General features: G+C 61.9%; 12 protein-coding genes. 2 read left to right on the top strand and 10 right to left on the bottom strand.

The features are described from left to right. The first annotated feature begins 84 nt into the window (after positions 1–84). Together J0663_RS13065 and J0663_RS13060 are read left to right on the top strand one after the other, a co-directional pair. Positions 85–1,242: a PA0069 family radical SAM protein gene (locus J0663_RS13065; RefSeq protein ID WP_207240743.1), complete on the top strand. Its 1,158-nt coding sequence runs from the start codon at positions 85–87 to the stop codon at positions 1,240–1,242. Positions 1,243–1,486: 244 nt separating this feature from the next. Next, positions 1,487–2,176, top strand: coding sequence for a ribonuclease HII (locus J0663_RS13060; RefSeq protein WP_207240742.1), 690 nt, complete (start codon positions 1,487–1,489; stop codon positions 2,174–2,176). Between the two features lie 291 nt (positions 2,177–2,467). Here J0663_RS13060 and J0663_RS13055 read toward each other — a convergent pair whose 3' ends face one another. The 10 genes from J0663_RS13055 to J0663_RS13010 all read right to left on the bottom strand — a co-directional run bounded on the left by J0663_RS13055 (position 2,468) and on the right by J0663_RS13010 (position 12,701). Continuing rightward, a complete protein-coding gene (locus J0663_RS13055; RefSeq protein ID WP_011424215.1) occupies positions 2,468–2,959 on the bottom strand; it encodes a F0F1 ATP synthase subunit B in 492 nt (163 codons plus the stop codon). A 3-nt stretch (positions 2,960–2,962) separates the two neighbouring features. Continuing rightward, complete coding sequence (locus tag J0663_RS13050) at positions 2,963–3,586, bottom strand: F0F1 ATP synthase subunit B (protein ID WP_207240741.1); 624 nt, start codon at positions 3,584–3,586, stop codon at positions 2,963–2,965. Positions 3,587–3,664: 78 nt separating this feature from the next. Next, positions 3,665–3,892 carry a F0F1 ATP synthase subunit C gene (locus tag J0663_RS13045; RefSeq protein ID WP_003588243.1) on the bottom strand — a complete coding sequence of 76 codons (228 nt, stop codon included), beginning with the start codon at positions 3,890–3,892 and terminating at the stop codon, positions 3,665–3,667. Positions 3,893–3,960: 68 nt separating this feature from the next. After that, positions 3,961–4,713 (bottom strand): F0F1 ATP synthase subunit A, encoded by a 753-nt coding sequence (locus J0663_RS13040; protein ID WP_207240740.1) that lies wholly within the window; start codon positions 4,711–4,713, stop codon positions 3,961–3,963. Between the two features lie 62 nt (positions 4,714–4,775). Continuing rightward, on the bottom strand, positions 4,776–5,114 hold the full coding sequence (locus J0663_RS13035; protein WP_207240739.1) for an AtpZ/AtpI family protein: 339 nt from the start codon (positions 5,112–5,114) through the stop codon (positions 4,776–4,778). 273 nt (positions 5,115–5,387) lie between these two features. Further along, positions 5,388–6,599 (bottom strand): cell wall hydrolase, encoded by a 1,212-nt coding sequence (locus J0663_RS13030; protein ID WP_207240738.1) that lies wholly within the window; start codon positions 6,597–6,599, stop codon positions 5,388–5,390. Positions 6,600–6,875: 276 nt separating this feature from the next. Next, positions 6,876–8,774, bottom strand: coding sequence for a potassium transporter Kup (locus tag J0663_RS13025; RefSeq protein WP_207240737.1), 1,899 nt, complete (start codon positions 8,772–8,774; stop codon positions 6,876–6,878). 18 nt (positions 8,775–8,792) lie between these two features. Continuing rightward, positions 8,793–9,770: a magnesium transporter CorA family protein gene (locus tag J0663_RS13020; protein WP_207240736.1), complete on the bottom strand. Its 978-nt coding sequence runs from the start codon at positions 9,768–9,770 to the stop codon at positions 8,793–8,795. Positions 9,771–10,166: 396 nt separating this feature from the next. Further along, the gene (locus J0663_RS13015) at positions 10,167–11,333 is read right to left on the bottom strand and encodes an Mrp/NBP35 family ATP-binding protein (protein WP_207240735.1); all 1,167 of its coding nucleotides are present in this window, start codon (positions 11,331–11,333) and stop codon (positions 10,167–10,169) included. 633 nt (positions 11,334–11,966) lie between these two features. Next, the gene (locus J0663_RS13010; protein ID WP_207240734.1) at positions 11,967–12,701 is read right to left on the bottom strand and encodes a LuxR family transcriptional regulator; all 735 of its coding nucleotides are present in this window, start codon (positions 12,699–12,701) and stop codon (positions 11,967–11,969) included. Positions 12,702–12,736: the final 35 nt, after the last annotated feature.

Raw genomic sequence — 12,736 nt, 5'->3', positions numbered from 1 at the left:
TCTTGCATTGTTCTCATTTTGTCGATAGGAATTTAATCATCAAGACGGGCGGAGGCAGTGGCTTTTCCGCCGCGGGAGAATCCGATGAGAGAGCAGTCCCTGGCAGGGCAGGCCGCGTTCGCGCCTGCCAATACGGCAGATATTGCCGATGCGATGATCGTTTCCTCCGGTCTGCGGGTCGAGGTCGATCGGCGCCGCGGGCGTGGGGCGGGATTGAACCCGACGGGGCGGTTCGAGGCGCTGCAGCGGGAGACCTTCGACGACGGCTGGCAAACATGGGAAGAGCTGCCGCCATTCAGGACGGAAGTGCAGGTCGAAAAACCGCGCACGGCCATCACCCGAAACGAATCACCTGACATTTCCTTCGATCGCTCGATCAATCCTTATCGCGGCTGCGAGCACGGCTGCATCTATTGCTTCGCCCGGCCGACCCACGCCTATATGGGGCTCTCCGCCGGGCTGGACTTCGAGACAAAGCTCTTTGCCAAGCCCGATGCGGCAAAGCTGCTGGAGCGGGAACTCGCCAAGCCGGGCTACAAGGTACGGGTGATCGCGATCGGCACCAATACCGACCCCTACCAGCCGATCGAGAAGGAATGGCGCATCATGCGCGGCATCCTCGAGGTCCTGAACAAAGCGAACCATCCGGTATCGATCGTCACAAAATCAGCGATGATCCTGCGTGACCTCGATATCCTGCAGGAGATGGCGCGGAAAAACCTGGTGCGCGTCGGCATCTCGGTGACGACGCTCGACCGCAAGCTTGCCCGAGCGATGGAACCACGCGCCGCCACGCCGCCGCGGCGCCTGGAGACGATCCACACGCTTGCCGAAGCAGGCATCCAGACGGCTGTGATGGCCGCCCCGCTGATCCCGGCGCTGAACGACCACGAATTGGAGCGCATCCTCGAATCGGCGAAGGCCGCCGGTGCTGCCGAGGCGAGCTACGTCATCCTGAGGCTTCCTCTTGAAGTCAGCGCGCTCTTCCGAGACTGGCTGCTGCAGAATTATCCTGATCGCTACCGGCATGTGATGTCGCTGGTGCGCTCGATGCGCGGCGGCAAGGATTACGATGCCGAATTCGGCAAGCGCATGAAAGGCGCCGGCCCCTATGCCTGGCAGATCGCGCGCCGCTTCGAAATGGCGGCCAGGCGCTTCGAGCTGACGCGCCGCAGCGTGCCGTTGCGCGACGATCTGTTCGTGCCGCCCGATGGCAGCGGCGTGCAGCTGTCGTTGCTCTAGCCTTTTGTGTTTGCGTAATTCAGGCAAAACCGCTTCGCGCTTTGCCTGGGAAAATCACTTCACACTTTCTTGGAATTGCTTCGAGCTTTGCGCATCGGCTGCTCAGAAAAACCGCCCTGTTTTCGAGCCCCGAGCGCAATTCCCGCGGATGGCCCTGACCGCCACCATCCGCCGGACCGTCCCCGGCCGCCGCCCTGATCCGGGGACTTGCGGGAAATCGGGTTGGCGTGCGAGGTTCAGCCGCATGAAACCTCGCACGCCACCCGATTCTCCCCTGCTTTTCGACACGGCCCCGCTCGTGCCGGATTTCAAACTCGAGCTGAAGGCCCGCAAGGCCGGCCACTGGCCGGTCGCTGGCGCCGACGAGGCAGGCCGCGGACCGCTGGCCGGGCCTGTCGTGGCCGCCGCCGTCATCCTCGATCCCCGGCGCATCCCGGAAGGCCTCAACGATTCCAAACAGCTATCGGCGCAACGACGCGAGGAACTGTTCGCGCAAATTCTCGCGACCGCGACCGTCTCCATCGCCTCCTCCAGCTCCACACGCATCGACGAGACTGACATTCGCAAGGCGAGCCTCGACGCCATGCGCCGCGCCATCTGCAGCCTCGCCGTTCCCGCAAGCTATGTGCTGACGGATGGGCTCGACGTGCCGCCCGGCCTCGATTGCCCCGGACAGGCCGTAGTCAAGGGCGATGCCCGCTCGGTCTCGATCGCCGCCGCCTCGATCGTGGCCAAAGTGACCCGCGACCGGATGATGGCGCGGGCGCACACCGTATTTCCGGATTACGGCTTTGCCGCACATGTCGGGTACGGCACGGCACAGCACCGCGCCGGCATCGAGAAGCACGGTCCCTGCTCGCTGCATCGGATGAGTTTTCGACCCTTGCGCAAGGATGGGGACGGTCCTGAGATGGATGAACTGATCTCGGACTAGATCAAAAGGCCCGATCTTCAGACTGCGGGCATTGTCGACGAATTCTTCTTTGCCATGCCTTGGCCCCGTAAACGGAGAGCGAGGACATGTCGAACGCGACGGCAAGGTTAGGGAGGTCGGCGCGGTCTGCTCCCTCTTCGCCCCACCGGGGAGAAGAGACAAGTGGCAGCGCCGCGCCTCGTTTTCAGCCGTTCCGGAGTTTGAGTTAGAGGCTGCGTAAAAACGAGCTTTGCCGCAAAACAAAAGGCCGGGACATGCCCGGCCTTCAGTCCCAATCTTTTCGAAAACGCCTCAGTTGAGCCGCGTCTTGACCTGGCCGACGGCGTTGCCGAAGAGTTCGGACTGGACCTTGCCGTCCGCCTTCTTGGCGAGCACCGTTTCTGCGGCCGCGATCGCTAGGTCGACTGCGGCGGAACGCACCGCCTTCATCGCATCAGCCTCGGCCTGCTTGATCTTCTGCTCGGAAAGCGCCGTGCGGTTGGCGACGAATTCTTCCGTCTTCTTCTTCGCCTCGGCGGTCAGCATCTCGGCTTCGCGCTCGGCGGCGGCAACGATATGGGCCGCCTCGGCTTCCGCTTCCTTGCGCTTGCGCTGGTACTCGGCGAGCAGGTGCTGGGCCTCCTCGCGCAGGCGCTTGGCTTCGGCCAGTTCATTGCGGATCTGGTCGGCGCGGTCGTCGAGCGAGCGCGCCATCATGCCCGGAACCTTCAGATAGACGACCAGCGCCAGGAAAAGGATGAGGCCGACAAAGGCGAAGAAAGTCGCGTCGAAATGAAATTCCATCGATCAAGCCTCCTTCTTGGCGGCCGCGACGGCGGCGGCGACGTCTGCCTGAGCAGCGGTACCGCCGATCAGCTGTTCGACAACGGCGGCCGCCGTTTCCTCGGCAATGGTGCCGACATCGGCGAAAGCCTTCGCCTTGATATCGGCAATACGGGCTTCGGCAGCCTTTATCTTTTCCGACAGGCTGGCCTCAACGGCGCGGCGATCCACTTCAGCCTTGGCCTTGGCGGCATCGCGCGCGGCGGAGCCGATCGCATGCGACTTGGCGCGGGCAGCGGCCAGTTCGCCTTCATAGGTCTCGACGGCGGCGTCGGCTTCAGCCTTCAGGCGGCCTGCTTCTTCCAGATCCTGGGAGATGCGCGTGTGGCGCTGGTCGAGGATGGCCCCGATGCGCGGCGCGATGACCTTTTGCATAAGGAGGTAAAAGACGCCGAACGTGATCACCAGCCAGAGCAGCTGGGACGCGTAGGTCGTCGAATCGAAGGGCGGGAACGGGCCGCGGGCGTGCTCGCCTTCGGCAACGCCGGTCTCGGTATGGACCTCGCCTGCGGCCGGAGCGGCATGCGCATCCGTGCCAGTCGCTGCCGCCGGTGCTTCTTCAGCGTAAGCCGGGGTCACAAAAAACATGCTCACCTCCAGGTGGACTGCAAATGCAAAGGATCACGGCATGCGCTCAGCAGGCCGTGATCCATCTATTCGCCGATATCAGACGGCGAAGAGGAGGAGGAGAGCGACGAGCAGCGAGAAGATGCCCAGAGCTTCCGTAACGGCGAAGCCGAATACCAGACGGCCGAACTGGCTGTCGGCGGCAGACGGATTGCGCAGAGCGCCGGAGAGGTAGCTGCCGAAGATATTGCCGAGGCCGAGAGCCGTACCGGCCATACCAAAGCAAGCCAGGCCTGCACCGATGAACTTTGCTGCTTCCGCTTCCATGTTGAACTCCTTTGAAATGGTTGTTGCGGCGAATGACTGACGCCCTGGAGACGTCGTTGTCGTTATCCTTAGTGCCCGCCCGGATGGATTGCGTCGTTGAGGTACATGCAAGTCAGCACCGCGAAGACGTAAGCCTGAAGGAAGGCGACGAGGAACTCGAGACCGGTCAGGGCGACGGTCATGATGAGGGGAAGAACGGCGCCGCCGACACCGACTGCACCGAGGGCTCCAAGCGAGGCGACGAAGCCTGCGAACACCTTCAGCGTGATGTGACCGGCGAGCATGTTGGCGAAAAGACGAACGGAGAGCGAAATCGGACGGGACAGGAAGGAGATGACTTCGATCGCGACAACAAGCGGCAGCAGAACGCCCGGCACGCCCGAGGGAACGAAGACATTCAGGAAGTGGAAGCCGTGCTTGTAGAAACCGTAGACGAGAACCGTGCCGATAACGAGGATCGCCAGCGCGAAGGTGACGATGATCTGGCTGGTAACCGTGAAGAAATACGGGAACATGCCGAGCAGGTTCGCCGTCAGCACGAACATGAAGAGTGAGAAGACCAGCGGGAAGAATTTCATTCCCTGCTTGCCCGCGCCTTCCTTCAGCATGTTGGCGATGAATTCATAGGACATTTCCGCAACCGACTGCGAGCGGCCCGGCACGATGGCGCGGTTCGAGGTCGCGAAATAGAGGAAGCCTACGGCAGCGGCAGCCGAAGCGGCCATGAAGAGCGATGCATTGGTGAACGAGAAATCAATCCCGCCGATTTCGATCGGCACAATCTTGAAGATCTGGAACTGATGAGTCGGATCGTTGGACACCGCTTGTTCTCTCTCTTTGGCCCGCAGGACGCGGGGTCATTGCACTGGACCGGGACCGGTCCTTATTTCTTGTCGTCCTTGTCGCCGAGGGGATGGGCAACCACCCCCGCCGAACGCAACACGTTCAGAACGCCGGCACAGAATCCGAGAAGCAGAAGAACAATCAACCCCCAAGGCGCCGTGCCAACAAAACGGTCGAGGACGTAGCCAAGGACAGCACCGACGATGATTGCGGCAATGAACTCGCTGGAAAGCTTCATGGCCTGGGCATAACCTTTGCGGCTTACCTCGGCTTGGGCCTCGCTTGCGCGTTCCACTCCCGCCTCAGCGCGCTTGGTGGCGAGTTCCGCTCCCAGCTGCGCACGGCGCTTCTCAAGACTTTCCTCGCGGTTGTCCGCCATGGATCTCTCCTCGCCTGCCCGTCGCCCGCACTCCCGCTACCCCGGTCATTCGGACCACGGACGCGGCGGTTGAGAACCTTCCGGCCCGTTCTGAAGTCGCGCGCAACATAGTTTTAGGGATTGGTATAGTCAAGGCATGGGCAGTTTCTGTCCAGCCAGAAAATAAATGTGTTAAATCAATCAGATAGATTGATTTTCAGCCGATCGCGCAAAATCGATGGAAAGAATCCGCTTTTCCCGGCGGAAAATCGGCCTGGGCTCGCACGGTTTCTCTCAGCTCCAGCCGCCGCCATAGGTGCGATAGAAAACATGAAGACCGATGCGGCCGACCTTTTCCATGGTCTTTGCCCAATTCGGGCGGACATAGACGGCGTGGTAGTGCGTCGCCGAGCCCACCTGCGGCAGCCAGATCCTGCCCGCTGTCACTGCCATCGCCACGTCGCGGGCGACCCGCCAGTGATATTCCGAGTTCACCCGATCCTTGATGGCGTCGCAGGCGAAGGAAAACTGGCAGCGATTGCGCCAATCCTCGTTCTGATAGACGACGCCGCAGATGGTCTTGGGATAGGCGGGGTTGCGGACGCGGTTGAGGATAACCTGCGCGACGGCCGCCTGGCCCTTCACCGATTCCCCGCGCGCCTCGAAATAGATGCCCGAGGCAAGGCACTGCTGTTCGCGCGCGGAAAAGACGCTCGGCGCCAGCACGCTGGCAGCCCAGGCATGGTCGCGCGGGCCGATCTCCGGGACGAAGCGGCCGCTGTCCGGCTCAGTCAGGATCGAATCGAAGGGCGACTGGCGGGCATAGTCCGGCGCGGCGGGCGCATAGGCGGTGGCCAGCACATCGGCCTTGTTGCTGGTGACGAGGCCTGCAAGCAATGTCGGCACGCCCGCAACCGGCATCACCGGCTGCTTCCTATAGAAAGAGGTGGCGATCTCGATTTCCTTGCCCTGGATCTTCGGCTTGACGAAGGCCGACCTGTCCTTGAGATCGAAGTTCGGCGTGAAGAGCATCTTCGTGCGCTCGAGGATGGACCCGGCCGAAAAATCCTTCGGCGGCAGCATTCTCTCGACCGCGACGACGCGGCCCTTCTTCAGGGAGCGGTTGACGCGGTCCTCGTCCGGCGTGCCCTGATGCCCCTTGTCTTTCGCGGTGAAGGCGACCTTGCGGCCATCCGGCAGCACCATGCCGGCACCGGCGGAAACAGAACCCGTCACCATCGGCTGGGCGAAGGTGAGTTCGGCCTGATGGATGGAGCCGGCCGGGGAATTGGTCAACACCATGCGCCAGCTCCCGCCCTCACGATCGAGGCCGGTGAGCATGGTGGCGAGATCGGCGTGAGACGCAACGCTCGGGAAGATCAGCCAGGCGGCGGCGCCGAAGACGACCGGCGATACCCAGTTCTCGGGAAAAAGACGCAGCTTGCTACGGGAAGGGCTCTTTCGACGCAACACGAACTCCGGGCATGGAACGCGGGAACATTCCATCGAAAATCCCGCATTAACCTTGATGTCTGGTTAACAGCCTGTGCCGGAAAGTGACCATGAGAATTTTTGGATATTCTAATGAGGAGATATTTCGCGAGGTGAGGTTGTTTGCAGCCTTGCGAAAGACTCCCCACAACCGGCGGGACTAACTCGCAGCATCCGCCCGCCACAAACATCAGCCTTTCTGCGGATGAAACGGTGAAATGGAAAGCGTCGGAGCAACAGGTTAAGCCCCTCCCCTTGTGGGGAAGGATTTGCGGCGGGGTCTTTGCCCAATTAAATGATAACGTGCGATCCCAGCTCGACCACGCGGTTGGCCGGCAGGCGGAAGTAATCCGAGGGATTGGCGGCGGCGTTGGCAAGCGCGATGTAGAGCCGGTCCTGCCAATAGGGCATACCCGACTTCGCATCCGGCACCAGCTTGCGGCGGCCGAGATAGAATGAGGTCGACATGATGTCGAACTTCAGGCCTGTCTTGCGCAAGGTCGCCAGGGCCTGCGAGACGTTCTGCGATTCCATGAAGCCGAATAGCAGCTCGACCCGGGAGAACCGCTCGGAGATCTGCTCGACCTTGTAGCGGTCGTGGCTCGGCACACGCGGCTTGTTGACCGTGCGGATCGTCAGGATGACGTTGCGGTCGTGCAGCACGTGGTTGTGCTTGAGATTGTGCAGCAGCGCGGCGGGGGCCGATTCCGGATCGCTGGTCAGGAAGATCGCCGTGCCCGGAACCTGCGCCGGCGAATGCTCGCTCTTGCGCTCGATGGAACTGACGAAGGAGGCAAGAGGAATATCGGTGTGGCGGGTCTTTTCCATCAGGATCGCAGTGCCGCGGCGCCAGGTCCACATGACGACGGTGAAGGCGGTGGCAATCAGGATCGGGATATAACCGCCGTCGTGGATCTTCAAAAGGTTGGCGCCGAGGAAGATCATTTCGAGCACGACGAGCGGCGCGAGCGCCATGATGGCGACTGGCAGCGACCAGTTCCAGCGGGCGCGGACAAATTCAAAGGCCATGATCGACGTGACGACCATGGCGCCAGTAACCGAGATGCCATAGGCGGTCGCCAACGCGTCCGAGGTCTTAAAGCTCAGCACCAGGAAGATGACGCCGAAGAACAGCACGGCGTTGACCGAGGGCACGAAGATCTGTCCCGTATTGGTTTCGGAGGTGAAGAGGATTTCCATGCGTGGCAGGAAGCCGAGGTTGATGCCTTGGCGCACCAGCGAAAAGGCGCCGGTTATGACGGCCTGGCTGGCGATGATCGTCGCGGCGGTCGCAAGGATGACGACCGGCAGCAGCGCCCATTGCGGATACATCAGATAGAAGGGGTCGGACATCGTCATCGGATTACCGAGAACGAGCGCACCCTGCCCGAGATAATTCAGCGTCAGCGCCGGAAAGACCAGCAGGAACCAGGCCCACTGGATCGGACGGCGGCCGAAATGGCCGAGGTCGGCGTAAAGCGCCTCGGCGCCGGTCACCGTCAGGAAGACGGCACCGAGCACGACGACGCCGTAAAAGCCCTCATGCAGCAGGAAGCTGACGGCATAATAGGGATTGAAGGCGGCGAGGATGCCGAAATCGTCCGAAATGTGGGAGATGCCGGCGGCGGCCATGACAAGGAACCAGACGGCGGTGATCGGACCGAAGAACTTCGCAACGGCGCCGGTGCCGCGCGACTGCACGACGAAGAGCAGCGCCAGGATCACCACCGAGATCGGCACGATATATTCCGCAAGGCTGGGGGTGACGAGCTTCAGCCCCTCGACGGCCGACAGCACGGAAAGGGCCGGCGTGATCATCGCATCGCCGAGGAACAGAGCGGCGCCCATCAGCCCAAGCAGCATCAGCAGGGCGGTGTGACCGTTGGCGGTCTTCATCAGCAGGGCGAGCAGCGACAGCGTCCCACCCTCCCCGTCGTTATCGGCGCGCAGCAGGAAGAGAACGTATTTGATGGTGACGATGATGGTCAGCGCCCAGATCATCAGCGAGATCAGGCTGATGATCTCGAAACGGGTGACGCCGTCATGGGCGACGGGCTTCAGCGCCTCGCGAAAAGCGTAGAGCGGGCTCGTGCCGATATCGCCGTAGACGACACCGACGGAACCGAGCCCGAGATAGAACAGCTTGCGCGGCGTCATATGGCGTTCGGGCGGGTGGCTCACTTCGGACATGAAATTTCACCAGGCTCCTCAGAGCCAGCCTTTCCAGCGGAAAAAGAAGAAGGGGATGATGGCCGACAGCACCATCAAAGCCAGCGAATAGGGATAACCCGCCGTCCATGCCAGCTCCGGCATGAACTGAAAATTCATGCCGTAGATGGAGGCGACCAATGTCGGCGGCAGGAACACGACCGAGGCGATCGAGAAAATCTTGATGATCGAGTTCTGCTCGATGTTGATGAGGCCGAGCGAGGCGTCGAGCAGGAAGGTGACGTTGGCGGCGACGAAGGAGGCATGCTCCGACAGCGACTGGATATCGCGCGAGACGGTGCGGCAGAGCTCCTTCGCCTCGCGGTCCTGCTGGATCGCCGGGATCGTGTGGAAGAAGGTCAGCAGCCGCGAAAGCGAGCCGAGACTGTCGCGCAGCTTGCTGATCATGCGGTGATGACCGGCAATGTCGCGCAGCTTTTCCTCGAGGAAGTTCGAAGGCTTGCGCACCTTTTTCGCCCGGTCGCCGAAGACGTGCGTCGACAAGATGTCGATGCGGGAGACGGAGGTTTCGAGGACTTCGGCGGTCCTATCGACGATCGTTTCCAAGAGCTTGGCAAGAAGGGCCGCGCCGCTGCGCCAGTTTTCCGGCAGCCGGTGAAGGGCGGCGATGAACAGCGCGAAGGATTTGGGGTGGGCGTAACGGATGGTGACCAGGCGGTTGCCGGCCAGGATGAAGGCGACATCGGTCAGGGTCGGCGCGTCGGTATCCGCCTTCCAGACGAGCGAGGCCGTCATGAAGACCGCATCGTTTTCGATATAGAGACGGGCGGAGGGTTCGATGTCCTTGAGGTCCTCGCGGGTCGGCACCTCGATGCCGAGCACCTTCTCGACATAAAGCTCCTCGTCGCGGCTCGGCTCGATCATGTCGATCCAGACGACATCCTCGGGAAAGGATGCGGGATGGGTCAGATCGCGGATCTCGACCGATTTGCAATCGGAATGGTAAGCGGTGATCACCGGCAGCGTCTCCGATGCTCACGACACTTCGTGGCCATCGCCATCTTCATCGAAGGCCCTTCCATGCGTCCGCCATCGCGGCAATGCGAGGGTGGTTCGTTCCAGGTCCAAACGGAGGCGGATCAAGAAAGTTCATACAACTCCGGCTGCATCCGGCCTCGAAAGCCGGCATGCGCATTGTGCTCCACCGCATCGCAGTTACCAATCCTTCGATCTTGCAGGCGAGCCGATAGCTTCGAAACGAAGCCGGCCGTCATTGAGCATCTGCAGCAACGCCATCATGGCGCCGCGGCATATGAAGCAAAGCCGTGAAATAATCAAGACATCTTGCGTGAAGCGCGGCTTTTCACCACGTTTCCCCCACAATTTGGGGTATTGGCCACGGCGATTCGCTGCCTATTCGAAAACGATTGCCGGCGCTGGGCGCTGCGTCTGGCCGCCGAGCTGGTCCCATACCTTGGCGGCGATGCCGCGATAGATGCCGGCGACGATGCCGTTCGGATCGGAGGCAACGAGCGGCGTGCCGGCGTCGGAGGTTTCACGGATGTTCATCGTCAGCGGCACTTCGCCGAGGAAGGGCACGCCGATGCGCTCGGCCTCCCTGCGGGCGCCGCCATGGCCGAAGATATCGTAGCGGGTGCCGGTGTCCGGGGCGATGAAATAGCTCATATTCTCGACGATGCCGAGAACCGGCACCTCGACCTTGCGGAACATGTTCAGGCCCTTGCGGGCATCGATCAGGGCGAGATCCTGCGGCGTCGAGACGATGACGGCGCCGGCAAGCGGCACCTGCTGGGCCATGGTCAGCTGCGCGTCGCCGGTGCCGGGCGGCATGTCGACGACGAGGACATCGAGCTCACCCCAGGCAACTTCGCGCAGCATCTGCATCAGTGCCGACTGGACCATCGGCCCGCGCCAGATCATCGCCGTCTCCTCGTCGACAAGGAAGCCCATCGACATGACCTTAAGGCCGTAGTTCTCCATCGGGTTGATGATGCGGCCGTCGATCTGCGTCGGGCGGCCGGATATCTTCAAGAGCCGCGGCATCGAGGGGCCGTAGATATCGGCATCGAGAATGCCGACACGAAGACCGTTGGCGAGCAGGCCGAGCGCCAGGTTGACGGCAGTGGTGGACTTGCCGACCCCGCCCTTGCCGGAGGCGACGGCAATGATGGCGCCGATGCCGGGCACGCCGATCTTGCCGGTACGGGGCTGCTGTTGCTGCGGCGCATGCGCGTGATGCCGGTGATCGTGGTCGGGATGGCCGTGGGGTGGGCTCGGCGCGGGGCGGGCAGCCGGCGCGGCGGCCGCCTTCTTATCCGCGGTCAGCGTGACGAGCGCACCCTTGACGCCGGGGATCTCCTTGATGACGCGCTCGGCGGCGAGCCGCATCGGCTCCAGCTCGTTGGCGCGCTCGGCCGGAACGGTGATGGAGAAATAGACCTTGCCGTCGGAAATGAAGACATCGGAGACCATGCCAAGCGCAACGATATCGTGTTCGAGATCCGGTCCACGCACGGTCTTCAGCGTTTCGAGAACCTGTTCTTTGGTGACGTCGGTCATTCCACCCTCACTGCTTCTTCTCGCAGACTACGGTGCCGCGCGCCTTCAAGACGCGCAAAGGACGCCGTAGCATCTTAAATTGCCGCATGATTTTAGCCTTGGGCGATTCCGGCCAAGGCTAAAAACATGCGGTAGAGATAGTGGAGGCACGCGTCTTCGCCAAACGAAATCATCGGGAGAGAACCGATTTGCCGGCTTTGAAAAGCGCCGGCGGGGGATTCGCAAATCCGTTGCGGCCATCAAGTCCGCCGGGCTTTCGCCCTGATGGCCGCAACGGTCTCTCCCCGAGCACCGGCGCAATGCGGGGCGAACTAGCGCAAGCCGAAAAAAAGGCCAGAAAAAAGTGCCCCCGGAGAGGAAATCGTGAACGGCTGCGAAAGAAGCGGTGCCAAAAGGCAACAACCGCCGCCGACGCCGAAGGCCGGGAGACAAGCGGCATCGGCGTGGGCAGCGGTGTGTCGGCCGCGCCATTTCCTGGCGCTGGTCACAAAGTCCCCTCTGGACCTCTGGTGGAAGAGATGCAGAAAGCGTGCCAGATGAAAAAATCGGGAAAAGCGCGTGGAAAAGCCGGGCAGCCCCTAGATCTGCCTAAGCGCTGAGCGGCCGGTGACAGCACGCCGCCATCTTTGCAACTTATTTGATCAGGCCGATGCGCAGCGCCTTGGCGACCGCCTGGGTGCGGTTGACCGTGTCGAGCTTCTTGGTGGCGCGGTTGAGGTAATGATTGACCGTATGCTCGGAGAGCGCCAGGATTTCGGCAATCTCGGCACTCGTCTTGCCGGCCGCCGTCCAATTGAGGCAATCGATCTCGCGATCCGTCAGCGTGTCGGTCATGCGGTTATCGAGGTTGCGGATCTCGGCAAGTCTGTCGAAGACATGGATGGCGATATAGCAAAGCTCGCGCATCTCGGTCGGGCTGAAGGGTTCGCGGTCGCCGGCGAAGGAGACGGCGCCGCGCTGGCCGGAGGGCTCATGCGTCGGGAAGTAGGCGCAGCGCGTCATCCTGAAACGCTCGAACAGCCCGGTGACGAGCGCAGACTTGCCGTCGTCGCGCGACCAGCTCTGCCGCGACATGTCGTAGAAGAACGGGCACGTCGATGTGCGCAGGCGCCTCAGAACCGGGCTGTTCACCAGCAGCCCTTCCTGATCGTAGAGCGCCAGAAGCTCCGCCGGCCAGCTGGTGATAACGGTGCTGCCCTGAAGATCCAGCGAGGTGACCGGCGGCAGGTTGAGAACCATGAAGGCGCGGCTGCGATAGGTTTCCGTCACGCGTTTCATGAAGCGGAAAATATCGAACTGGGTCTTCAGTCCCGCGATTTCCTGAACATAGCCGCCTTCTTCCATCGATGTTTGCGCCAAGGGTGCCATCACGTTTCTTCATCTTCGGCGCAGTGGCCGGCAAA

The organism is Rhizobium lentis (assembly GCF_017352135.1).
Classification (GTDB): domain Bacteria; phylum Pseudomonadota; class Alphaproteobacteria; order Rhizobiales; family Rhizobiaceae; genus Rhizobium; species Rhizobium lentis.
Note: the sequence above shows the minus strand (reverse complement) of the source record. Positions and strands in the feature narration are given on the sequence as shown.